Consider the following 23,131-nt stretch of genomic DNA (forward strand, 5'->3'; position numbering starts at 1 on the left):
CGCTTCCGGCGTTTGGCCAGAGCTTACGAGAAGCTGCCGCAGACGCTGGCTGGATTACATTACGTGGCGTTTGCCATGTTGATGCTGCCGCACCTTCCTGATGTTGTTGGGATGGTTCAGAACATGCTCTAGCGCCGCTAACAACACTTAGAGCGGCTAACAAAACCCTCCTGGCGTCGTTGCGCAGCCTTGCCGTACGATTTGTACTGTCTGCGGCCGCACGCCTAGCCAGGAGCGCTGCGCTGAGTTTTGTTAGCCGCTCTTAGCGAAGCGATCCTGGTTAGGCGTGCAGGCGCAAGGCTGCACAAGAAAATGCCAGGAAGGTTTTTTGCTGATCTTACCCTTCTTGCCCCTGTTGTGGATACGGAATCCCCAAGCCCTTCCACCCCTCCGGCCCGAGCTCGTTCACCACTTCGATATTCCGCTCAAAAATCACCGACGGATCAGGAAAGCTTTCCGCCGCGCGGGCGATGCTGCTTTCGCGGATCAGGTGCAGGGTGGGGTAGGGGGAGCGGTTGGTGTAGTTGCTCATGTCGTCCGGCTGGGTGTCGGCGAACTGAAAATCCGGGTGAAAGCTGGCCACTTGCAGCACGCCTTCCAGGCCGAGGGCTTCCGGGGCGGTTTCGGCCAGGTCGAGCAGGTCGTTGAATACGCTGAATTCCGGAAACAAAGTGGGGTGGATCAGCAGGGTGGTGTCGATTTCTTCCGGGTCGGTGTTGGCCAGGCGTTCGAGTTCGCTGTCCAGTTCTTCCAGAAACTGGTCGGTATGGCGGGCGTGGCTGACCACGTAGCGGATTTGGTTTTTGACGTACACCGCTTTGGCGAATGGGCAGAGGTTGAGGCCGATCACGGCTTTTTCCAGCCAGATGCGGGTGGCGTCGATTACGGTTTGGTCGTCGGGGGTGTGGATGGTGGTCATGGTGGGCTTTCAGGCAAAGCGTTCGGCCAGGCTTTGCAGGTGGAATTCTTCTAGCAGGGTGTTCAGGCGTTCACGGGCGTTGCCACGGCGTTGGCCGGTGTGGCGGGCGATGATCAGTTCGTTTTTCATCGAGTGTTCCCAGCCCACCAGTTCGGTGACGGTGAGTTGGTAGCCGTGAGCTTCCAGGCGCAGGCAGCGCAGCACATTGGTGAGTTGGCTGCCAAATTCGCGGGTGTGGATGGGGTGGCGGTAGATTTCCGCCATCGGGCTTTTTGCCAGCGCCTGGTTTTTGTGCTGGCGCAGGGTGGCGGCCACTTCGGCCTGGCAGCAGGGGGCCAGCACGATAAAGCGGGCGCGTTTGTCCAGGGCAAAGTTGATGGCGTCGTCGGTGGCGGTGTTGCAGGCGTGCAGGGCGGTGACCACGTCAAAGCGTTCGGGCAGTTCGGCCATGCGCCGGGATTGATCGACCGACATATTCAAAAAGTGCATGCGCGGAAAATCCAGGCGCTGGGCCAGCTCCACCGAGCGGCTGACCAGTTCTTCGCGGGTTTCGATGCCGTAGATATGGCCGATGCCGCGTGATTTGAAGAACAGATCGTACAGGATAAAGCCCAGATAGGATTTGCCGGCGCCGTGGTCGGCCAGGGTGACGTCGCCGTGGGCGTCCAGCACTTCTTGCAGCAGGGGTTCGATAAATTGGTGCAGGTGGTACACCTGCTTGAGCTTGCGCCGGCTGTCCTGGTTGAGCTTGCCATCGCGGGTGAGGATGTGCAGTTCTTTCAACAGCTCGATGGATTGGCCGGGGCGGATGTCGGGGATGGACATGGTGGGTTCCAAAAACATGGACGGGCAGCCCGTGGGCTGCCCGGTAATCTGTCCGCCGCTGAGGCGGCGGGGTGGCACATTTAGAGCGGCTAACAAAACCCTCCTGGCGTTGTTGCACGACCTTGCTGTCTACGGTCGTGCGCCTAGCCAGGATCGCTTCGCTGGGTTTTGTTAGCCGCTCTTAGAGATGCGCTGATTGCATCAGAAAAATCGTGTTTGCAACAGCCAAACCCTGGATTCCCGCCTGCGCGGGAATGACGATTTTCTCAGCGCATCCTAAAACAAGTGCCGCAAGGTCACACAAGCACGCTAGAAAGCGTTTTCTGAGCGACGCTTAGCGGGTGATCGGCTTGTAGCGGATCCGCTTGGGTTTGGCGCCTTCTTCGCCCAGGCGTTTTTTCTTGTCGGCTTCGTATTCCTGATAGTTGCCGTCAAAGAAGGTCCATTGCGATTCGCCTTCCGCCGCCAGGATGTGGGTAGCGATGCGGTCGAGGAACCAGCGGTCATGGCTGATCACGAACACCGTGCCGGCGAATTCCAGCAGGGCGTCTTCCAGCGCGCGCAGGGTTTCCACGTCCAGGTCGTTGGACGGTTCATCCAGCAGCAGCACATTGCCGCCCTTGAGCAGGGTTTTGGCCAGGTGCAGGCGGCCGCGTTCGCCGCCGGAGAGCATGCCAACTTTCTTTTGCTGGTCGCCGCCCTTGAAGTTGAAGCGGCCCAGATAGGCGCGGCTGGGCATTTCGAACTTGCCGACGGTGAGGATGTCGGCGCCGTTGGCCACGTCTTCAAAGACGGTTTTGTCGCCTTCCAGGCCTTCGCGGCTTTGTTCGACGAAGGCCATTTGCACGGTCTGGCCGATTTTCACCGCGCCGCTGTCCGGCTGCTCTTTGCCGGCAATCATCTTGAACAGGGTGGATTTACCGGCGCCGTTGGGGCCGATGATGCCGACGATGGCGCCCGGCGGGGCCTTGAAGCTGAGATTGTCGATCAGCAGGCGGTCGCCAAAGCCCTTGCTGACGTTCTCGAACTCGATGACTTCATTGCCCAGACGCTCGGCCACCGGAATGAAGATTTCCTGGGTTTCGTTGCGCTTTTGGTGCTCGAAGCTGGACAGTTCTTCAAAGCGGGCAATCCGCGCCTTGGATTTGGCCTGACGGCCTTTCGGGTTTTGCCGCACCCATTCCAGCTCTTGCTTCATCGCCTTCATGCGGGCCACTTCCGACTTGGCTTCTTGCTCCAGACGGGCTTCTTTTTGCTCCAGCCAGCTGGAGTAATTACCCTTCCAGGGGATGCCTTCGCCACGGTCGAGCTCCAGAATCCATTCGGCGGCGTTGTCCAGGAAGTAACGATCGTGAGTGACGGCCACCACGGTGCCAGGGAAGCGGCAGAGGAACTGCTCCAGCCATTCCACCGATTCGGCGTCCAGGTGGTTGGTCGGTTCGTCCAGCAGCAGCATGTCGGGTTTGGACAGCAGCAGCTTGCACAGCGCCACGCGGCGCTTTTCACCGCCGGACAAGGGGCCGATCTTGGCGTCCCACGGCGGCAGGCGCAGTGCATCGGCGGCCAGCTCCAGCTGGTGTTCCACATTGTCGCCGGCGCCGGCCGAGATGATGGCCTCCAGGCGGGCTTGTTCTTCGGCCAGGGCGTCAAAGTCGGCGTCCGGCTCGGCGTAGGCGGCGTAGACTTCTTCCAGGCGTTTTTGCGCGCCCATCACCTCGCCCATGCCGCTTTCCACTTCTTCGCGCACGGTTTTTTCCGGGTCGAGCTGCGGCTCCTGCGGCAGGTAGCCGATGTTCAGGTTGGGCTGCCATTGCACTTCGCCGTCGTATTCTTTTTCGACGCCGGCCATGATTTTCAGCACGGTGGATTTACCGGCGCCGTTCAGGCCCAACAGGCCAATCTTGGCGCCGGGGAAGAACGACAGCGAGATGTTTTTGATGATCTGGCGCTTGGGCGGCACAATTTTGCTCACCCGCAGCATGGACATTACGTATTGGGCCATGATGTGGTCTGGAATCCGTTGGTGTGTAAAGGCGCCGGGGTGAACGCGCGGGCGCGTTCGGCGCGAAACCGCGCGAGGGCGCGGCCGGTAAACCGCAAGTGTAGCAAAGCCCCGGCCGGCTGGCATCGGGGGCACGGTGCATGGCGCGCGGATTGGCCTGAATTTGTCCTCCCGGCAGCGCAGCCTGAGGCCAGGAGATGGCGCGACAGGCCCGTGAACACGCGGCGCGGGCTTTCAGTGGACACGTTTTTGATTTATAACGGCACGGCTCTTCTTTATGATTGGCCTTTTGACGGCCGGGCCGCGTGTCGGCACAGGAAACCCGTGCTCTTACTAGACCCTTTTACCTTATTTATCAGCAATGCCTTGCTGCACCTGGCCCTGATGCTGGCGCTGGCCATCATCAGCCGGCTGGCGCCCGACATCCTGGCTATCCGCTTGTGGATGCGCGGCCATGGCCTGATGGCGCTGGCTATTGTGCTGATGGCGGTGATGGCGCTGCTGTCGCCCGAGGCCAGACCGCCGCTCAAGCTGTTGATTGGCGGATTGTTGATGTCAGCGCTGTTGCTGATGCTGGCCGGGCTGCGTCATTTTTTTGGCCTGCGCCCCTTGCCGCTGGCCTTGCGTGTGGGCTATGTGCTGGCCCTGCTTGGCCTGGCCGGCCTGATGCAATGGTCGCCGGATGTGCCGCTGGCTGGCGTATGGCAGGCCAGCGTCTTGATTGTTCTGCTCCTGGGCTGTGGGCATGTGTTGTGGCGGCAGCGCGGCCACTTGCGGCCCATTGTCCTGCTGGCTTGTCTGGCCTCACTGGGGGGCATGACCCTGGGCCTGTGTGGCCGGCTAAGCCTGCTGGTGTACAGTATTTTCCTGGGTGAGCAAGGTCTGCAGTGGCGGCAATTGTCTGATGTGCTGGGTTTGATGGTGGCGATGATTGGCGGCATCAGCATGGCCATGAGCTTTTGGTTGCTGATTTCTGATCGCATGCTGCACACCCTGCGGCGCATGGCCGAAGAAGACCCGCTTACCGGCGTGCTCAACCGCCGGGGTTTTCAGCGCGCCACTGCGCGCATGCTGGCCAATCAACCGGGTCGGGTGGCGGTGCTGATGCTGGATGTGGATCACTTCAAGCGCATCAACGACAACTATGGCCATGCGGCGGGCGATCAGGTGTTGCGTTGCATGGGCGATGCGCTGCGCGATGCATTGCTCGCCAGCGATATCTTTGCCCGGCTGGGCGGCGAGGAATTTTGTGTGGTGCTGGGCGAGCTTGACGAGCGCAATGCCGAGGCGATTGGCGAGCGCATCCGCCAGCGTTTTCAGCGTAAAACCGGCCTGCTTAGTCAGGCAGAAGGCTGCACGCTGAGCATCGGCATGGCGATGGGCACGCCACCGGTTGATTCATTGGCTGAGCTGATGGCGCGCGCGGATCTGGCGCTTTACCACAGCAAGGCCGAAGGCCGTGACCAACTGAGCGTATACGCCGATGGCTGAGTGCCAGGAGCGGCTCACACCAATCATTACTGGCGTGATTGCCGTGAGTGCGCAGGTGTTGCGAGCCGTAGGCGAGAGGGCGCAGCCCAGCATAACGCCCCGATGGCGCGCTGCTGCCTAAAGCAGGGATGGCGTAAAGACTACGCCAGCCAGGCAGAAGCCCGTCGGGATGTGGCGGACGGCACTGCCTGCTGACGTTTTACCAGCAGAAACGCTTGAACTCGGCGCTGGGCAATTGAGCCCGGCCGAGTTTGCACGACAAAGCCCGCTCAAGCCTGCGCCTGTGCAGGCTTGAGCGACTGACTCCCTCAGAACAAAATTATCTGTCGCCCAAGGCGGCAGCACTCAATCCCAGCTCAACGCCCCACCACTCTGGTATTCCGTCACTCGCGTCTCAAAGAAATTCTTTTCTTTCTTCAAGTCGATCATTTCGCTCATCCACGGGAAGGGATTATTGGCGCCGGGGAAGAGTTCCGGCAGGCCGATCTGGGTCATGCGGCGGTTGCAGATAAAGCGCAGGTATTCTTTGAACATCGGCGCGTTCAGGCCCAGCACGCCGCGCGGCATGGTGTCTTCGGCGTAGGCGTATTCCAGATCGACGGCGTGGCGGAACAGCTCGGTGATTTCGGCGGCGAAGCTGTCGGTCCACAGTTGCGGGTTTTCCAGCTTGATGGTGTTGATCAGGTCGATGCCGAAATTGCAGTGCATGGATTCGTCACGCAGGATGTACTGGTATTGCTCGGCGGCGCCGGTCATTTTGTTCTGGCGGCCCAGGGCGAGGATTTGCACGAAGCCGACGTAGAAGAACAGGCCTTCCATGATGCAGGCAAACACGATCAGCGATTTGAGCAGCTGTTGGTCGGTTTCCAGCGTGCCGGTCTTGAATTCCGGGTTGGTCAGCGCGTCGATGAACGGAATCAGAAATTCATCCTTGTTACGGATGGACTGGATTTCGTGGTAGGCATTGAACACTTCGCTTTCGTCCAGACCCAGGCTTTCCACGATGTATTGATAGGCGTGGGTGTGGATGGCTTCTTCAAATGCCTGGCGCAGCAGAAACTGGCGGCATTCTGGCGCGGTGATCTGGCGGTAGGTGCCCAGCACGATATTGTTGGCGGCCAAGCTGTCGGCGGTGACAAAAAAGCCCAGGTTGCGGGTGACAATGCGGCGCTCGTCGTCGGTCAGGCCGTTGGGGCTTTTCCACAGTTCGATGTCGCGCTGCATATTCACTTCTTGCGGCATCCAGTGGTTGGCGCAGGTGGCCAGGTATTTTTCCCAGGCCCATTTGTATTTGAACGGCACCAGCTGGTTGACGTCGGTTTGGCCGTTGATGATGCGCTTGTCCACGGCGTTCACCCGGCCTGTGCCGTGGGCGGTTAATCCGTTGGGGGTGGCGGTGGCGGAGGTGGCGAAAGCGTCATCAAAGCGCAGATTCATGGTGGGTGTGGCTCCAGGTAGGTCAGTCAGTACAATCGGTGAATTCAGGCAGGGCCGTGGCTGCAGGCGCAGGTGTGCGCGGCTCTCTACGGTATAGGCCAATGGGGCAGCAGGCTGGGGTCAACCTGCTGGCCGATTGGCGGCGCGCTGGTTGGGCGCGCCAGCCTGCCGGCGTGGGCCGGCAGGCGGGGTGGATTACTGGCAGGCTTCGCAATCCGGGTTGTCGATGCTGCAGAACTTGGCGTCGGTGGCCGGCAGGGTTTCTTCCTGCGGGGCGGCGGCCTGGGCCGGGGCGGCCACGCCGCCGGCCACTGGCACGGCGTTCAGCTCGCCGCCGCGACCGGTGGATTTCTCGGCGCTGGAGGCGGACAGGGTGCGCAGGTAGTAGGTGGTTTTCAGGCCACGCACCCAGGCGTGCTTGTACAGCTCGTCCAGCTTTTTGCCCGAGGCGCCGGCCATGTACAGGTTCAGGCTTTGCGCTTGGTCAATCCACTTTTGCCGGCGGCTGGCGGCTTCCACCAGCCAGCGCGGGTCGATTTCAAAGGCGGTGGCGTAGATGTCGCGCAGCTCGGCCGGGATGCGGTCGATGCGGCTGACGTTGCCTTCAAAGTATTTCAGGTCGGCGATCATCACTTCATCCCACAGGCCGGCGGCCTTGAGGTCGCGCACCAGGTAGTCGTTGACCACGGTGAACTCGCCCGACAAATTGGATTTGACGAACAGGTTCTGGTAGTTCGGCTCGATGCTGGCCGACACGCCAATGATGTTGGCGATGGTGGCGGTGGGGGCGATGGCCACGCAGTTGGAGTTGCGCATGCCGTGGGTGGCAATGCGGCTGCGCAGCGCCGGCCAGTCCATGCTTTCCGAGCGGTCCACGTCCAGATAGCCGCCGCGCTCGGCCGCCAGCAGGTCGATGCTGTCTTGCGGCAGGATGCCGCGATCCCACAGGCTGCCCTTGTACGACGGGTAGCGGCCGCGTTCTTCGGCCAGCTCGGTGGACGCCCAGTAAGCCTGATAGCACACGGCTTCCATCGAACGGTCGGCAAATTCCACCGCGGCCGGCGAGGCGTAAGGGATGCGCAGGGTGTGCAGGCAATCCTGGAAGCCCATCACGCCCATGCCCACCGGACGGTGTTTCAGGTTGGCGTTGCGGGCTTTTTTCACCGGGTAGAAGTTGATGTCGATGACGTTGTCCAGCATGCGCATGGCGGTGCGCACGGTGCGGGCCAGTTTGTTTTGGTCCAGCTGGCCGTTGTGCAGGTGGTTCACCAGGTTCACCGAGCCCAGATTGCACACGGCAATCTCGTTGTCGTTGGTGTTCAGGGTGATTTCCGTGCACAGGTTGGAGCTGTGCACCACGCCGACGTGTTGCTGCGGGCTGCGGATATTGCACGGGTCCTTGAAGGTGATCCACGGGTGGCCGGTTTCAAACAGCATGGTGAGGATCTTGCGCCACAGGCTGAGCGCCGGGAGCTTTTTGGCCACGCGCAGCTCACCGCGCTCGGCCTGGGCTTCGTAGCGCACATAGGCTTCTTCAAAGGCGCGGCCGTACAGGTCGTGCAGGTCGGGCACTTCGGACGGCGAGAACAGCGTCCAGTCGGCGCCTTCCATCACCCGCTTCATGAACAGGTCAGGAATCCAGTTGGCGGTGTTCATGTCGTGCGTGCGGCGGCGGTCGTCGCCGGTGTTCTTGCGCAGCTCGAGGAATTCTTCGATGTCGGCGTGCCAGGTTTCCAGGTAGGCGCACACTGCGCCCTTGCGCTTGCCGCCTTGATTGACTGCTACCGCCGTGTCGTTCACTACCTTCAGGAAGGGCACCACGCCTTGCGATTTGCCATTGGTGCCTTTGATGTGGCTGCCCATGGCGCGCACCGGGGTCCAGTCATTGCCCAGGCCGCCGGCAAATTTGGACAGCAGGGCGTTTTCCTTGATGCCTTCGTAAATGCCGTCCAGATCATCGGCGATGGTGGTCAGGTAGCACGACGACAGCTGGCTGCGGCGGGTGCCGGCGTTGAACAGCGTCGGGGTGGACGACATGAAGTCAAAAGTGGACAGCACATTGTAAAACTCAATCGCGCGCGCTTCGCGGTCGATTTCGTTCAGCGCCAGACCCATGGCCACGCGCATGTAAAACGCCTGCGGCAGCTCGATGCGCTGGCCGTCGATGTGCAAAAAGTAGCGGTCGTACAGGGTTTGCAGGCCCAGGTAGCCAAACTGGGTGTCGCGGCTGGCCACCAGCGCACGGCCCAGGCGCTCCAGGTCAAATTCGCCCAGTTTTTCGTCCAGCAACTCAGCGGCAACGCCGCGCTTGATATAGCCGGGGAAGTATTCGGCGTAACGCTCGGCCATGTCTTCCTGGCTGACAGCTTCGCCGAGGATTTCCAGGCGGATGCTGTTGAGCAGCAGGCGCGAGGTAACCAGATTGTAAGACGGGTCTTTTTCGATCATGGCGCGGGCGGCCATGATGGCGGATTTGTTGACTTCGTCTTCGGCTACGCCGTCGTACAGGTTTTTCAGGGTTTCCGACAGGATGTGTTCAGCATCGGTATCGGCTTCCAGGCCGGCGCAGGCGGATTTGATCAGCGCCTTGAGCGCCGCCACGTCCAGCAGCTGGCGCTCGCCGTTGGCTTTCACCACATTGATCACATGGGCGACGTCGGCCTCGCCGCGCAGGGCGCGCTGGCGCGAGCGTTCTTCCCGGTACAGCACATAGGCGCGGGCCACATCATGTTCGCCCGAGCGCATCAGCGCCAGTTCCACCTGATCCTGGATTTCTTCGATGTGGATGGCGCCGCCTTCCGGCTTGCGACGCATCAGCGCGTTGACCACTTGTTCGGTCAGGTGCGCCACCTGGTCGCGGATGCGCGCCGACGTGGCGCCCTGGCTGCCGGCCACGGCCAAAAAGGCCTTGCTCATGGCGACAGAGATTTTGCCCGGCTCAAAAGCCACCACGCTGCCATTGCGGCGGATGGTCTTGAAGTTGGCGTAAACAGAGTCAGGGGCCGGCGCGTCGCTGGTGCTGTACATGGGTGGAGAATTCCTTCGTGTGATTCATCAATGGCACAGCCTGCCGCCCACCTGTGGATAACCTTGTGGAAGACATGTGTGCACCTTGTGTGTAACCACAAGATATAGTTGTTGCGAGGGTTGGATAGCCACAAATGCTAGTGGTTAGTCGGGCGTTCGACAAGAATTGACAGCCGGCAAAAAATGCGGTTTTGCCCCGGCCGGACAGGCATGGCCAGACGGCAAATCCAGCGCTGGCAAGGACTTGCGTGCGCCTGCTATGCGCCCGGTATAAAATGCGTCCGATGCAGAATGTCGCAATCCTGAAACACAAGATGTGGTTTTCTTGCGACCCGACAGACACAAGCCACTGTTGGCGCCAAGCGGCCGGTGATGAATCGACCGTCCAGGTTGGGTCAGTGCAGCGGGCTGTGGATCATCTCGTGTACTTTACCGGCCTGCGGATGGGGTGAGCGTTACTCTCCACACCCTCCTGGTGTTGTTCGGTTTGCTCATATTTCTTGTTCAGCCTGCCGCCGCGCGTCTGGCTGGTGGCACAGTGCTCAGTGTGGTGAGTCGCGCTTAGCGGCTCAACAGCCAGTTAATCCCGCCGCCGCCCAGCATCAACCACAGCCACAGCGCGCCGGCCAGCGCCAGCGGCCGCCAGCCGGCGGCGCGCAGCATGGCCGGGCGAATATCCAGGCCCAGCGCGGCCATGGCGGCGGCCAGCAGCCAGGCGTCCACCTGCCATAACAGCTGGCGCAGCGCCTCGGGCAGCCAGCCGCTGCCGGCCAGCGCGGCGGCGGCGACAAAACCCAGCACAAACCACGGCCGGGGCGGGCGCGGCGTCGGCGCGCCATCGGCGCTCAGTTGCCCGTTGCGACGCCAGGCGTGCGCTAGCCACAGCAAAAACGGCGCAAGCAACAGCACCCGCAGCATTTTGGCCACCACCGCGCTGGCGGCAGCCTCGGCGCCCACCGCCTGGCCGGCCGCCACCACATGCGCCACTTCGTGCAAAGTGGAGCCAGCCAGCACGCCATAGGCGCGTTCGCTCAGCCCCAGCGGCGCCAAGCAGTGATACAGCCAGGGGTAGAGCACCATGGCCGCCGCGCCAAACAGCGTCACCCCGGCTACCGCCACGCCAGCGCGCTGGGCGTCGGCGCGCACCACCGGCTGGGTGGCCAGCACCGCCGCCGCGCCGCAAATGGCGCTGCCCGCGCCAATCAGCGTGCGGGTGGGCGCATCCAGCCGCAGGCGGCGGCCCAGCCATTGCGCCAGGGCAAAAGTGCTGACCAACACCGCCGCGTCGATCACCCACACCCGCACGCCCAGCCCGGCAATGTCCGCCAGCGTCAGCCGCAAACCAAACAGCGCCACCCCCAGCCGCAACAGCGGGCCCTTGGCCAGGTTCAGGCCAGGCTGCCAGCCAGGCCGGCGCACGCCGGCCAGCGCCATGCCCAGCAACATCGCCAGCATCAAGGCCGACACCCCATGCGCGGCCAGCCACGGCACAGGCGCCAAGCACAGCGCCGCGCCCCCCAGCAGCAGGGCAATCAGCAAGCCGGCGCGACCGGCAATCCAGGCAAACATGGCGACATCCTCGCAAACAGTGACAGCCATGCAGCCTACGCGGGCGCAGTCAATTGATAAAACAGATAATATAGATAGAATCAATTGATATAACCGATCAATGGCGGCGCCACGCCGCGCCCACCGTGGAGCCCCACATGCCCCTGCGCCTGACCCTGCGCGAACTGGAAGTCTTTGTCGCCATCGCCGAACAACACTCCGTCACCCGCGCCGCCCGCGCGGTGGCGCTGTCGCAATCGGCGGCCAGCCAGGCGCTGGCCCAGCTGGAAAGCGCGGTGGGGGTGAGTTTGTTTGACCGGGTGGGGCGCGGCTTGCAGCTGAACGCCCACGGCCGCGCCGCCTTGCCGCGCGCCCGCGCCCTGCTGGACGACGCGCAAGCCCTGCAAGACGCGCTGCTGGGCGGCGCGCTGTCGCTGCGGCTGGGCGCCAGCACCACCATCGCCAATTACCTGCTGCCGCAACGCCTGGCGGCGCTGCGCCGCCAGCAACCGGATTGCCGGCTGAGCCTGCACGTGGCCAACACCCGCGACATCGTCGCCGCCGTGCTGGCCTGCACCGTGGATTTTGGCCTGGTGGAAGGGCCATGCCAGCACCCGGAACTGGAAGTCATCCCCTGGCTGGACGATGAACTGACGCTGATCGCCGCCCCCGACCACCCACTGGCCCACCGCCCGCTCAGCGCCGCCGAACTGGCCGACGCCCCCTGGCTGCTGCGCGAACCCGGCTCCGGCACCCGCGAAGCGGTGGAGCGCGCCCTGCTGCCCAGCCTGGGCCGCTTGCGAGTGGAAATGGAGCTGGGCGACTCCGAAGCCATCAAACGCGCCGTCGCCGCCGGCCTGGGCGTCAGCTGCCTGTCACGCCGCGTCGCCGCCGAGCTGCTGACCAGCGGCGCGCTGGTGGAACTGCGCGCCGACCTGCCGGTGCTGACGCGCACGCTATGGCGGATTCATCGACGGGACCGCCCGCCGGGGGCCGGGTTGCTGGGGGTGTTGGCGGGATGAGATGCCAGTATGAGAAAATACAACTAAATCCATAGGCGTAAAGAAGTAATAAAGCAGAATTTAAGCGGCTGCCTACATGGGCTTGACATTAAATTGTATTAATGCAATAAAGCTACTTCTTGCAGTGAACGAAAAGGCGTAGACAGTATATGTTATATAAGATCAGTCAGTGGATGGATATCGGGCACCATTATCATGGAGGCACTATTTTGTTAGGAAATGGGGCGAGCATTGCCGTCTCTCCAAACTTTAACTACAGTTCACTGCTGGGTAATGCCATGCAAATGGGCTTGTTCTCAGGGGATATTGAAGAACTGTTCCGCTCTTTCGATACTACTGATTTTGAGTTTGTACTTCGATGTGTTTGGCAAGCTTTTGAAGTTAATGAATTGCTGCAGATATTCGATCTTCGCACTCTTAGAGCATATGAAAATATTAAAAGAGGCCTAATTCAAGCTGTGCGCAACGTACACCCAAAATATGAATCAATAAAACACAAGCTACCAGATATGTATTATTTCCTCAGGAAATTTAATACAGTGTTTTCATTGAATTATGATCTACTTACATACTGGGCAATGGCGTATGGATTTGATTATTCGAAAGAACATCAATTTAAGGACTGTTTTATATGTGGCGTGTTTGACGGCGACTGGATAAGATTTCGCAATACTTATAAAGAGCAAGCTAATACCTTAGTCTTTTATCCGCATGGAAGCTTGGCGTTAGGCCAGGATATCAGAGGGCAAGAATATAAAATTCATAGTCGCAAGGAAGATGGCTTGCTAGATGTAATTCTTAATAGCTGGGAAGAAGAAAACCTTATTCCACTATTCGTTAGCGAGGGAATGAGGCAGCAGAAAATTACATCAATACATAATAGCCACTACCTATCTACAGTGTACCACGAGGTTCTTGCATCGAAGCAAACAACGTTGACGATATTTGGCTGGAGCATTGGAGAGCATGACCAGCATTTATTGAAGCAAATGTCTAAAGCTGGAATTCGGCGCGTAGCAGTTTCTGTGTTCCGTAAAGATCAGGACTACTGTAACCATGCATTCCGAACCATTCAAAGTTACTTGGGCGCAGTCGATATTGATTTCTTTGACAGCGAAAGTCCTGGTTGTTGGGTTCATAAAAAGCCAGAAGACGACTGGGCTAAGTGGTGAAATAAAACTGAAAAAAATCGTCATTGCTTCGAAGGCAGGAGTCCAGAAATTTGATTCTACTGGCTTTGGTTTTTGGCAAACACGATATTTCTGAATAAATTAGTGCATCCTTAGATTTAGTAATAGCTACCGTGCACTTTTACCAAAACACAAAAAAACCGCGCGGTCTCCCGCGCGGTTTCACCTTCACCCGGATTCACATCCGGGTTGCCCTCTAGATTTTCACTATAGACCATCAACGCATCAGGTGGTTGCCCACTTCGCGCATGCCGGCCGACAGCATGGCCAGGTCCAGCGTGTCGTAGCCTTGCAGTTCGCTCAGCATTTGCTGGCAGACTTCCAGTTCGCCGCCTTTGCCGGCCAGCCAGTGCTTGGCGTACTGCGCTTCGCCGCAGGCCGGGCAGGCCAGGGCGCTGGCGGTGAGTTCGCGGTGCAGGCGATACAGGTCGTCGCGCAGCGCCGAGCGGGTGAGGGCTTGCCAGCGGTTGTCGCGCGGCAGGCGGGTGATGGCGTCGCGCAGCCAGTCCAGCTCCAGCACGCGGCCCAGCTCGAAGTAGTTGGCCGCCACCACGGCCAGCGGCAGGTTTTGCGCTTGCGCCAGTTCCAGGATGTCAAAGCCAGCCACGGCAAAGTCCAGGCGGGCCACCACGCCGGCCAGTTCGGCCGGGGTGTGGGCGGCGTGCAGGCGTTGCTCCCAGTCGGCCACCGCCGGGTAATGGGCGGCGTCGATCCAGCCGGGCAGGCCGGCCAGCAGTTCGGCCATCGGCGCGCGGCAGCGGGCCACGGCGGCGGCGATGTCGCCCAGCGGGCGGCCGCTGCGCAGCAGCCAGCGGGTGGCGCGTTCGATCAGCGTGCGCACTTGCACCAGCATGCTCACTTGCACATCGGCCGGCACGCGGTTGTCCAGCGCTTCGATGGCGTTCCACAGCGCTTCGCCGTCAAAGATGCGATTGACCGTCACCCAGGCTTGCACAATGTCGGCGGCCGGCCAGGCGGATTCTTCCTGCATGCGGAAGATAAACGTGGTGCCCATGCGGTTGACCACCTGGTTGGCCAGCTGGTTGGCGATGATTTCGCGCTTGAGCGGGTGGCGGCGCATGGCGTCGGCAAAGCGGGTTTGCAGCGCCGACGGGAAGTAGTTCACCAGCACGCTGTCCAGATCGGGGTGATCGGGCAGGGCCGAGGCTTGCAGCGCGCGGTCCAGCGAAATCTTGCTGTAGGCCAGCAGCACGGCCACTTCCGGGCTGGTCAGGCCCTGGCGGCTGGCGCGGCGTTCGGCGATGGCGCTGTCGTCGGGCAAGAATTCCAGCGCGCGGTTGAGCTCGCCGGTTTTTTCCATATGGCTGATCATGCGCTGCTGGGCAGACAGCATTTGTGCCGCGTGGGCTTTGTTCACCGCCAGAATCTGGGTTTGCAGGTAGTTGTTGCGCAGCACCAGATGGCCGACTTCGTCGGTCATTTCCGCCAGCAGCTCGTTGCGCTGCTTGAGCGTCATGTCGCCGGCCTGCATCACCCCGCCCAGCAGGATTTTGATGTTGACTTCGTGGTCAGAGCAATCCACCCCGGCCGAGTTGTCGATGGCGTCGCTGGACAGCGCCACGCCGTGGCGCGCGCATTCGATGCGGCCCAACTGGGTGATGCCCAGGTTGCCGCCTTCGCCAATCACCTTCACCCGCAGCTCATTGCCGTTGACGCGCAGGCCGTCGTTGGCGCGGTCGTTGGCTTCGGCGTGGCTTTGCGTGCTGGCCTTGATATAGGTGCCGATGCCGCCGTTGTACAGCAGGTCGGCCGGCGCTTGCAGGATGGCGTGAATCAGCTCGGTCGGCGCCATGCTGTCGCGCTCCACGCCCAGCCAGGCGCGCACGGCCGGCGACAGCGGGATGGATTTGGCGCGGCGCTCGAAGACCCCGCCGCCGTCAGAAATCAGGCTGCTGTCGTAGTCGGCCCAGCTGGAGCGCGGCAGGTTGAACAGCCGCGCGCGCTCGGCAAAGCTCACCGCCGCGTCCGGGTTGGGGTCAAGGAAGATGTGCTGGTGATTGAACGCCGCCAGCAGGCGGATATGCTCGGACAGCAGCATGCCGTTGCCAAACACGTCGCCGGCCATGTCGCCAATGCCGATCACGGTAAAGTCCTGCGTCTGGGTGTTGACGCCCAGGTGGCGGAAGTGGCGCTTGACCGATTCCCAGGCGCCGCGCGCGGTGATGCCCATTTTTTTGTGGTCATAGCCGGCCGAGCCGCCCGAGGCAAACGCGTCGCCCAGCCAGAAGCCATATGCTTCAGACACGCTGTTGGCGATGTCGGAGAACGTCGCCGTGCCCTTGTCGGCGGCCACCACCAGATAGGGGTCGTCTTCGTCCAGGCGGCGCACCGCCACCGGCGGGGCGATCTGGCCGTTGACCAGATTGTCGGTCAGGTCGAGCAGGCCGGAGATAAACATCTTGTAGCAGGCCACGCCTTCGGCCAGCCAGGCTTCGCGCTCGCTGGCCGGCGGCAGTTGCTTGCAGACAAAACCGCCCTTGGAGCCCATCGGCACAATCACCGAGTTTTTCACCATCTGCGCCTTCACCAGGCCCAGCACTTCGGTGCGGAAGTCTTCCATGCGGTCGGACCAGCGCAGGCCGCCGCGCGCCACCTTGCTGCCGCGCAGATGCACGCCTTCCACCCGCGCGCCGTACACCCAGATTTCAAACAGCGGGCGCGGTTGCGGCAGGAAGGGAATCGCCCCGGATTCCAGCTTGAACGACAGATACGGCTTGGGCTGACCGGCGGCGTCGCGCTGCCAGTAGTTGGTGCGGCGGATGGCCAGGATGATGGTCAGCAGGCCGTTGAGGATGCGGTCTTCGTCCAGATTGGCGACTTGCTCGAATTGCTCACGCACTTCGGCTTCCAGCCGGGTGCTGGCGCCAGCGTCGTCGTGCGTCGGGTCGAGGCGGGCCAGGAACAGGCGCACCAGGCCGCCGGTGATGGCCGGGTAATTGCCCAGGCATTGCTCGACGTAGCTCTGGCTGAAGGTCAGCCCGGCCTGGCGCAGGTATTTGGCCAGCGCGCGCACCAGAATCACTTCGCGCCAGTCCAGGTCGGCCAGCAGCGCCAGCTTGTTAAAGCCGTCGTTCTCGCACTGGCCGGCCGCCACGCGGCGCAGCAGCTGCTGAAAGCGCTCGCGCACATCGTCTTGCTCGATATGGGCGACATTGGCCACTTCCAGGCCAAAATCGTTGATCCACACCGTGGCGCCGTCGGCGCGCTCCACCGCGTAGGGGCGTTCGTCCTGCACGCGCACGCCCATATTCTCCAGCACCGGCAGGCTGGCCGACAGGCTGACCGGCTGGCCGGCGCGGAACACTTTCAGGTTTTGCCCGGCGCTGCCCTTGCGCAGCGGCTTGTACAGCTTGAGCGCCAGCGGCGCACCAGCCAGCGCTTCTTCGATCAGGCTGATGTCCAGCACGGCGTGGCGCGGCGAAAAGTCTTCGCGGTAGGCCACCGGGAAGGCATGCTGGTATTGCGAATACAAAGTATTGCCGCGCGCCTCGCCATGGCTGTCGATCAGCTGCTGGCGCAGCTCGTCGCCCCAGCCGCGCACAATGCGGGCGATGTCCTGCTCGATGCCCAGCGCGTCAAACGCCGGCAGCGGGCCAGGGGTGCGGATGATGTAGTGCACACGGGCCAGGTGGGTGTCAGAAATCGACACACTGTATTCGGCGGCGCTGCCGTTCAGCGCCTGCATCAGGATTTTTTCGATTTTCAGCCGCACTTCGGTGCTGAAGCTGTCGCGCGGCACAAATACCAGCGCGCTGACATAGCGCTGATACAGGTCGGTGCGCAGGAACAGGCGCACGCGCGGGCGCTCCAGCAGATTGACCAGGCCTTCGGCAATCGGCTGCAAGACGTCCACCGGGATTTCAAACAGCTCGTCGCGCGGGTAGCTTTCCAGCACAAATTGCAGGGTTTTTTCTTTGTAGCTGTTTTCGACGTAATCACACTCCGCCATCACCGCGTCCATCTTGCGGCGCAAAATCGGGATATTGCGCGGCGATTCGTGGTAGGCGGCGGCGGTGTATAGCCCCAGAAAACGGCATTCGCCAATCACATGGCCCTGGGCGTCGTAGCGCTTGATGCCAATAAAGTCCAGATGCGCCGAGCGGTGGATGGTCGAGCGGGTCTGCGATTTGTTCAGCATGATCGGGCAGGCCGGGTCGTAAGCCAGCTCGCGCAGGTGCGCCGGCAGCACGGCAAAACTGGCCGAATAGGTCTTGTCGCCCTGATTGCGCAAAATGCCGTGGCCGCTGCCCGGCACAATGCGCAGCGCGTCGCCGTCGTCGGTGCGCACCAGGTCGTAGGCGCAATAGCCCAGCAGCAAGAAGTGGCGGGCGTTCACCCAGTCCAGAAACGCGGAAATCTCGTTCACGTCCAGCTTGCCGTCCGGCAGCGGCGCTTGTTGCAGTTCAGCTTGAATGTCTTGCAGCTCGCGGCGCATGGCCGGCTCGTCTTCCACCGCCAGGCGGATGTCGGTCAGCACCTGCTCCAGCTCGGCCACCACCGTCGCCAGCTGGGCGGCGTCGCTGATGCGGTCGATTTGCAGATGAATCAGCGATTCCAGCGGCAGATTGCGCTCGCCGGTGCGACGGGCGTCCAGCAGGCAGCCGTCGGCGTCGCGTTCGACTTCCAGCACCGGATGCACCAACAGATGCAGGGTGAGGTTGTGGCGGGCCAGCAGCATGGCCACCGAATCAATCAAGAACGGCATGTCGTCGTTGACGATTTCGATGGCGGTGTGGGTGGATTGCCAACCGTGGCGCTCAAAATCCGGGTTGTAGGCGCGCACCTTGTGCTGGCCGGGCAGGCGTTCGCCGGCAAAGTCCAGGTGGGCCATGGCAGCGCCGTAGAGGTCGAGCGGCGCGGCGCGCTTGAGGTCGGCCGCCTCGGCTTCTTCAAAATAGGCGGTGAAATACGGGGCAAGCCGGGCGTGGTCGGCGGCGGGCAGACGCTCGGCGGCAATCGCGGCGACATCGGCAATCAGCGCGTTCAGTTCAATCTGGCTGGACAAGGACATGTGTTGGGCTCTTTTCAGTGCTAGGCAACAAGCTGGGGCAGAGTGTGTCTTGGCATGCGCCACTCCGGACAGGAGATGGGCATGCGCCGATTCTAGGCATGGCTCAAGCCTGCCACCTTCGGTTTTGCGACATGGAGATACAACATCAAGACGAGACGGGCCGTTGAAAGCGACATTTGTTCAGCACCGTGTATGCTGACACTCTGTTTATAGCTGGCGTTCAGGCTGTCGCCATGACAGCCGGGCGATCGGCGCGCCCACCTGGCCCGGCGGCCATTCCGCAGGCATGCGGGCGCCGGGCGAGCGGATTCTGGCGGCATCGCAGCGAGGGCAATGGGCAGATTTTGCCCAGACACAGCCAGATAAAAGCACAAAATGCCCGACACAACCCTTGCGCAGCGGTGATGCTCGCCGCTACCCTGCCGGGTTTGGTGAAACCTGCCTGCGCCGGGCGCATTCCGCCATTTTACCTGCCGCCCGCGCCTTTCCACGGCGCGCTTGCCATCCTTGCCGATTTACCCTAGTGTGAGTTCTGACGTGCCCGTTCAACCGATCCTGCCTGCCCGCCGCTCTTCCATGCCGGAACCCACCCCGCCCATCCAGAAACCCCTGCGCTACGGCTTTTTGCTGTTGCCGCAGTTTTCCCTGTCCGCCTGGGCCTTGGCGGCGGATGCGCTGACACGCGCCAATGGGCTGGCCGAACGGCGGGTGTTCGAAACGCTGACGCTCAGCCTGGAAGGCGAACGGGTGCGCGCCGGCTGCGGCGTGGACATCACCACCGATTTGACGCTCAGCTACGCGCCCCGGCTGGATGCGCTGTTCATCGTGGCCGAAGACGCCCAGCTGCCGGTGGATGTCGAGCTGTTGCAACGCCATCTGGCGCTGCTGTCGCCAGACAAGCTGTTTATCGCTGGCCTGGACACCGGCAGTTACTGGATGGCGCGCGCCGGGCTGTTAAGTGGCTATCGCGCCACCCTGCACTGGCAGGAAATCAACCGCTTTACCGAAGAATTCCCCGATGTGATCGTGTCGTCCAATCTCTACGAGATCGACCGCAATCGCGGCTCGTGCGCCGGCGGGGCGGCCACGCTGGATTTCATGCTGGCGCTGATTGGCCAGCACATGGGCGCCGACTTTGCCGCGCAATTGTCCGAAGTGTTCAGCATCGAGCGCATCCGCCCCGGCAACGAGCGCCAGCGCATTCCGCTGCAAACCCGCATTGGCGGCAGCCAGCCCAAGCTGACCGAAGCCGTCAGCCTGATGGAAGCCAATATCGAAGAGCCGCTGACCACCGACGATATTGCCTTTTATGTCGGCGTGTCGCGCCGCCAGCTGGAACGACTGTTCAAACAACACCTGAACACCGTGCCGTCCAAATACTATCTGGAACTGCGCCTGAACCGCGCCCGCCAGCTCTTGCAGCAAACCAGCAAATCCATTGTGCAAATCGGCCTGTCGTGCGGGTTTTCGTCCGGGCCGCATTTTTCCAGCACCTACCGCAATCACTTTGGCATTACTCCGCGCGAAGAACGCGCCCAGCGCAGCCAGCAAGGCTAAGCGCGGCTAACAAAACCCTGCGTTGTTGCCGTGTGTTGGCTGCACGCCTGGCCAGGGCCGCTGTCTTGCCTGGGGTGAGTGGTGTAGGGATGCACGCCGCATTGCCCGCATGGCGATGGCTGTGTAGCATGCCGACCACATTGCTTTGTGGATATCTTGATGAAAATTTCTGATTTGTTGGCCTGGGCCGCCTTGCTGGCCCTGCCCTGCGCCCAGGCGGCAGAAGCGCCCGCCCAGCCCAAACCGCGTGAAGTCTGTTTGGCCTTGCTCAATGGCGCACTGGCGGCCAGTGGGATCGAGCAAGTGTGCCAGCTGCCACAGCGCACACTCAGTAGCCAACTGCACCAAGGGTTTGCCATGCTGGGCTGCCAGCAGCATGTCCCCGAGCAAGAAGGGCTGCAACTGAGCAAACGGGTGTCGGCTGATCTGAATGGCCAAGTCGGCCAGCAAGGCCAGAAGGCGTTTTGCGCGCAAAAGCAGCCGATATACCAAAATACCCAACGTCAGTTTGCCCCGCTGCTGGAAAAAGCCCGACAGGCGCCGCCACGCTGAGTCACCGCGCACTTGGCGCCGCTAACTAACCCCTCTTGGCGTCGTTGCCCGACCTGGCTGTACGGCTTTACGGTCTGCGGCTGCACGCCTGGCCAGGATCGCTGCACGGGGTTTGGTGAGCGACGCCTAGTCCAGCGTCAGCTGCACCCGGCCGGCGCACACCTCGCGCAAGCGCACACTCAGGGCCGGCATTTGATCTGCCGGCAGACGCCAGCGCAAACATACCTCGCTGGCGTGGCTGACGGCCAGCAGCTGTGCGCCGGCCTGCGCCAGCTCGCGGCGTAATACCCCTTCCAGCGGATACGCTGCGGTGGCGCTGCCTTCGCACAGGGCCACCTGGGCAATCTTGTCGGCGCTCTGCAGCGCTTGCGCCACGCTGTCGGTATAGGCGCGCACCAGGCCGCCGGCGCCCAGTTTCACCCCGCCAAAATAACGCACCACGCTGGCCAGCACGCCTTCCAGCTGCTGATGGCGCAGCACTTCCAGCATCGGCCGCCCGGCCGTGCCGCTGGGCTCGCCGTCGTCCACCGCAGCAGATTGGCCGCCGGCCAGCAAGGCCCAGCACACATGGGCGGCGCCAGGGTGTTCGGCGCGCAAGGCCGCCACCCGCGCTTGTGCGCTGGCGCGGTCGGCCATCGGTTCGACGCAGGCGATGAACTGGCTTTTTTTGATGATCAGCTGATGGTGGGCCGGGGCGGCCAGGGTGAAGGGCATGGGCACATCGCCAGAAGGCAGAAAGGCGCAAGGGTAAATTCTGCTGGCGCGCCAACACAAGCCCCGCACCGGATTCAGCGGTGTATAATCCTGACGCTCTCGTCCCCTCAACGGATGGCGCGCCCGCCGCGCCCGATTTCTGCATGAAAACTCCGCTCTCTTTTTTGCTTGCCGCCACCCTGCTGGCGCCGACGCTGACTTTTGCCAACACCGTTGCAGCGCCGATTGCCGTGCCCGCCGCCGCCCCGGCCAGCTTTGTGCCGCCGCCGCCCGAGATTGCCGGCAAGGCGTATTTTCTGAATGATTTCAACAGCCAGCTGCCGATTGCCGTGCGCGACCCGGATTTGCGGGTGGACCCGGCCTCGCTGACCAAGCTGATGACCGCCTACCTCACCTTCAAGGCGCTGCGCGAAAAACGCCTGAGCCTGGAGCAAACCCTGCTGGTGTCGGCCAAGGGCTGGAAAACCGAGGGCTCGCGGATGTTTCTGGATCCGAAAACCCCGGTGACGGTGTCTGATCTGATTCGCGGCATGATCGTGCAATCTGGCAATGACGCCTGCGTGACGCTGGCCGAGGCGATTGCCGGCAGCGAAGAGGTGTTTGGCCAGGTGATGACCCGCGAAGCGCGCCGCCTGGGCATGAACGGCACCCACTTTGTCAACGCCACCGGCCTGCCAGCGCGCGACCACTACACCACGGTGCGCGATTTGAGCATTCTGGCCAATGCGGTGATTCGGGATTTCCCGGAGTTCTATCCGATTTATTCGATGAAAGAATTCCGCTACAACAACATCACCCAGCCCAACCGCAACCTGCTGCTGTACCGCGACCCGCGCGTGGACGGCATGAAAACCGGCTTTACTGACGCCGCCGGCTACAACCTGATTGCCTCGGCCCGCGCCGATGGCCGCCGCGTGGTGTCGGTGGTAGTGGGCACGGCCAGCCCGGAAGCGCGCGCCAACGAAAGCAGCAAGCTGCTGAACTACGGCCTGCAATTTTTTGATTCACCGCGCCTGTACGCCGCCAACAAGCCAGTGGGCAAACTCAAGGTGTTCAAGGGCGAGGCCAGCGAAGTGAACCTGGGCTTTACCCGCGATATTTACGCCACCGTGCCCAAGGGCAGCGCCGCACGCATTCAGGCCAAACTGGATGCCCCGGCCAAGCTGATTGCACCGATCAAGGCCGGCCAGCCGGTGGGCAAGCTGACGGTGACGCTGGATGGCAAGGTGCTGGCCGAACAGCCGGTGCTGGCGCTGAATGCAGTGGGCGAGGCCGGTGTGCTTGGTCGCTTGGTGGACAGTGTAAAACTGTGGTTTAACTGATTCAGTCACCACACTGTTGCCATGTCATCTTTGCAGATGGCCTGGCGTAGCCAGCAGGCATCAGACCATGCAGGGCGATTCCAAGGGCGTGTAAGTCGTGCCGGTGGGATCGCCCTGCATGGTTCGGCAGCAGCATCCACCATGTATTACAATGCCGCCTATGTATACACCAAAATACGTATCACGTTCTGAATGGCTGACCGTGCGCGGCCATGCCTTTCATGTGCGCCACTGGGGGAGAGAAGGCGCGCCCAAGCTGTGGATGCTGCACGGCTGGATGGATGCCTCGCCCACCTTTCAGTTTGTCGTTGATGCGCTGGAACGTGACTGGCACATCATCGCCCCCGACTGGCGCGGATTTGGCCTCACCGCCTGGAACAGCGGCAGCTATTATTTTCGGGTATCCGGAATCCACTGTTGAACGATATTTGCGAGGCGCGCCTATACTCTGGGCGTACTTCGGAATTGACTGTTGAAACGTCGTACGCTACCA

At 61.8% G+C, this 23,131-nt stretch carries 15 protein-coding genes; 7 read left to right on the forward strand and 8 right to left on the reverse strand.

Features of this window, described 5'->3' with window-relative positions; translation table 11 throughout:
* Positions 1-337 precede the first annotated feature (337 nt).
* The 3 genes from DFR34_RS16205 to ettA form a co-directional block, all read right to left on the reverse strand.
* Positions 338-919: a DUF1415 domain-containing protein gene (locus tag DFR34_RS16205; protein WP_110392199.1), complete on the reverse strand. Its 582-nt coding sequence runs from the start codon at positions 917-919 to the stop codon at positions 338-340.
* A 9-nt stretch (positions 920-928) separates the two neighbouring features.
* Entirely contained in the window at positions 929-1,744 is an 816-nt protein-coding gene (locus DFR34_RS16210) for a class I SAM-dependent methyltransferase (RefSeq protein WP_110392211.1), read from the reverse strand.
* A gap of 334 nt (positions 1,745-2,078) precedes the next feature.
* Positions 2,079-3,749, reverse strand: a complete 1,671-nt coding sequence (gene ettA, locus DFR34_RS16215; protein WP_211309464.1) for an energy-dependent translational throttle protein EttA — start codon at positions 3,747-3,749, stop codon at positions 2,079-2,081.
* A 321-nt stretch (positions 3,750-4,070) separates the two neighbouring features.
* On the opposite strand from ettA, the gene DFR34_RS16220 reads away from it, so the two are divergent.
* The gene (locus tag DFR34_RS16220) at positions 4,071-5,237 is read left to right on the forward strand and encodes a GGDEF domain-containing protein (protein ID WP_146215190.1); all 1,167 of its coding nucleotides are present in this window, start codon (positions 4,071-4,073) and stop codon (positions 5,235-5,237) included.
* Between the two features lie 345 nt (positions 5,238-5,582).
* Here the strand turns inward: DFR34_RS16220 and DFR34_RS16225 are convergent, their stop codons facing one another.
* The 3 genes from DFR34_RS16225 to DFR34_RS16235 form a co-directional block, all read right to left on the reverse strand.
* Positions 5,583-6,674 (reverse strand): ribonucleotide-diphosphate reductase subunit beta, encoded by a 1,092-nt coding sequence (locus tag DFR34_RS16225; RefSeq protein ID WP_211309462.1) that lies wholly within the window; start codon positions 6,672-6,674, stop codon positions 5,583-5,585.
* 195 nt (positions 6,675-6,869) lie between these two features.
* The gene (locus tag DFR34_RS16230) at positions 6,870-9,701 is read right to left on the reverse strand and encodes a ribonucleoside-diphosphate reductase subunit alpha (RefSeq protein ID WP_110392202.1); all 2,832 of its coding nucleotides are present in this window, start codon (positions 9,699-9,701) and stop codon (positions 6,870-6,872) included.
* Positions 9,702-10,262: 561 nt separating this feature from the next.
* Positions 10,263-11,270: a YeiH family protein gene (locus DFR34_RS16235; RefSeq protein WP_110392203.1), complete on the reverse strand. Its 1,008-nt coding sequence runs from the start codon at positions 11,268-11,270 to the stop codon at positions 10,263-10,265.
* A 137-nt stretch (positions 11,271-11,407) separates the two neighbouring features.
* Here DFR34_RS16235 and DFR34_RS16240 point away from each other — a divergent pair, with 137 nt between their 5' ends.
* Both DFR34_RS16240 and DFR34_RS16245 read left to right on the forward strand, forming a co-directional pair.
* Complete coding sequence (locus DFR34_RS16240; protein ID WP_110392204.1) at positions 11,408-12,271, forward strand: LysR family transcriptional regulator; 864 nt, start codon at positions 11,408-11,410, stop codon at positions 12,269-12,271.
* 149 nt (positions 12,272-12,420) lie between these two features.
* Positions 12,421-13,443: a DUF4917 family protein gene (locus DFR34_RS16245; protein ID WP_110392205.1), complete on the forward strand. Its 1,023-nt coding sequence runs from the start codon at positions 12,421-12,423 to the stop codon at positions 13,441-13,443.
* Positions 13,444-13,678: 235 nt separating this feature from the next.
* On the opposite strand, the gene DFR34_RS16250 is transcribed toward DFR34_RS16245, so the two are convergent.
* Positions 13,679-18,493, reverse strand: coding sequence for an NAD-glutamate dehydrogenase (locus tag DFR34_RS16250; RefSeq protein ID WP_110392206.1), 4,815 nt, complete (start codon positions 18,491-18,493; stop codon positions 13,679-13,681).
* Between the two features lie 537 nt (positions 18,494-19,030).
* Between DFR34_RS16250 and DFR34_RS16255 the strand changes: the two genes are divergently transcribed.
* A complete protein-coding gene (locus DFR34_RS16255) occupies positions 19,031-20,050 on the forward strand; it encodes a GlxA family transcriptional regulator (protein ID WP_273479555.1) in 1,020 nt (339 codons plus the stop codon).
* A 159-nt stretch (positions 20,051-20,209) separates the two neighbouring features.
* On the forward strand, positions 20,210-20,602 hold the full coding sequence (locus tag DFR34_RS16260; protein ID WP_110392208.1) for a hypothetical protein: 393 nt from the start codon (positions 20,210-20,212) through the stop codon (positions 20,600-20,602).
* A 126-nt stretch (positions 20,603-20,728) separates the two neighbouring features.
* On the opposite strand, the gene DFR34_RS16265 is transcribed toward DFR34_RS16260, so the two are convergent.
* Entirely contained in the window at positions 20,729-21,316 is a 588-nt protein-coding gene (locus DFR34_RS16265) for an IMPACT family protein (RefSeq protein WP_110392209.1), read from the reverse strand.
* Between the two features lie 143 nt (positions 21,317-21,459).
* Here DFR34_RS16265 and DFR34_RS16270 point away from each other — a divergent pair, with 143 nt between their 5' ends.
* Both DFR34_RS16270 and DFR34_RS16275 read left to right on the forward strand, forming a co-directional pair.
* A complete protein-coding gene (locus DFR34_RS16270; protein ID WP_110392210.1) occupies positions 21,460-22,638 on the forward strand; it encodes a D-alanyl-D-alanine carboxypeptidase family protein in 1,179 nt (392 codons plus the stop codon).
* A gap of 160 nt (positions 22,639-22,798) precedes the next feature.
* A complete protein-coding gene (locus tag DFR34_RS16275) occupies positions 22,799-23,059 on the forward strand; it encodes an alpha/beta fold hydrolase (protein WP_211309463.1) in 261 nt (86 codons plus the stop codon).
* Positions 23,060-23,131: the final 72 nt, after the last annotated feature.

The sequence above is a fragment of the Rivihabitans pingtungensis genome, from assembly GCF_003201855.1.
GTDB lineage: Bacteria > Pseudomonadota > Gammaproteobacteria > Burkholderiales > Aquaspirillaceae > Rivihabitans > Rivihabitans pingtungensis.

Coding starts and splice junctions, on each gene's coding strand:
- DFR34_RS16205 (WP_110392199.1), bottom strand. CDS start 919: ATGACCACCATCCACACCCCCGACGACCAAACCGTAATCGACGCCACC.
- DFR34_RS16210 (WP_110392211.1), bottom strand. CDS start 1,744: ATGTCCATCCCCGACATCCGCCCCGGCCAATCCATCGAGCTGTTGAAA.
- DFR34_RS16225 (WP_211309462.1), bottom strand. CDS start 6,674: ATGAATCTGCGCTTTGATGACGCTTTCGCCACCTCCGCCACCGCCACC.
- DFR34_RS16230 (WP_110392202.1), bottom strand. CDS start 9,701: ATGTACAGCACCAGCGACGCGCCGGCCCCTGACTCTGTTTACGCCAAC.
- DFR34_RS16235 (WP_110392203.1), bottom strand. CDS start 11,270: ATGTTTGCCTGGATTGCCGGTCGCGCCGGCTTGCTGATTGCCCTGCTG.
- DFR34_RS16240 (WP_110392204.1), top strand. CDS start 11,408: ATGCCCCTGCGCCTGACCCTGCGCGAACTGGAAGTCTTTGTCGCCATC.
- DFR34_RS16245 (WP_110392205.1), top strand. CDS start 12,421: ATGTTATATAAGATCAGTCAGTGGATGGATATCGGGCACCATTATCAT.
- DFR34_RS16250 (WP_110392206.1), bottom strand. CDS start 18,493: ATGTCCTTGTCCAGCCAGATTGAACTGAACGCGCTGATTGCCGATGTC.
- DFR34_RS16260 (WP_110392208.1), top strand. CDS start 20,210: ATGAAAATTTCTGATTTGTTGGCCTGGGCCGCCTTGCTGGCCCTGCCC.
- DFR34_RS16265 (WP_110392209.1), bottom strand. CDS start 21,316: ATGCCCTTCACCCTGGCCGCCCCGGCCCACCATCAGCTGATCATCAAA.
- DFR34_RS16270 (WP_110392210.1), top strand. CDS start 21,460: ATGAAAACTCCGCTCTCTTTTTTGCTTGCCGCCACCCTGCTGGCGCCG.
- DFR34_RS16275 (WP_211309463.1), top strand. CDS start 22,799: ATGTATACACCAAAATACGTATCACGTTCTGAATGGCTGACCGTGCGC.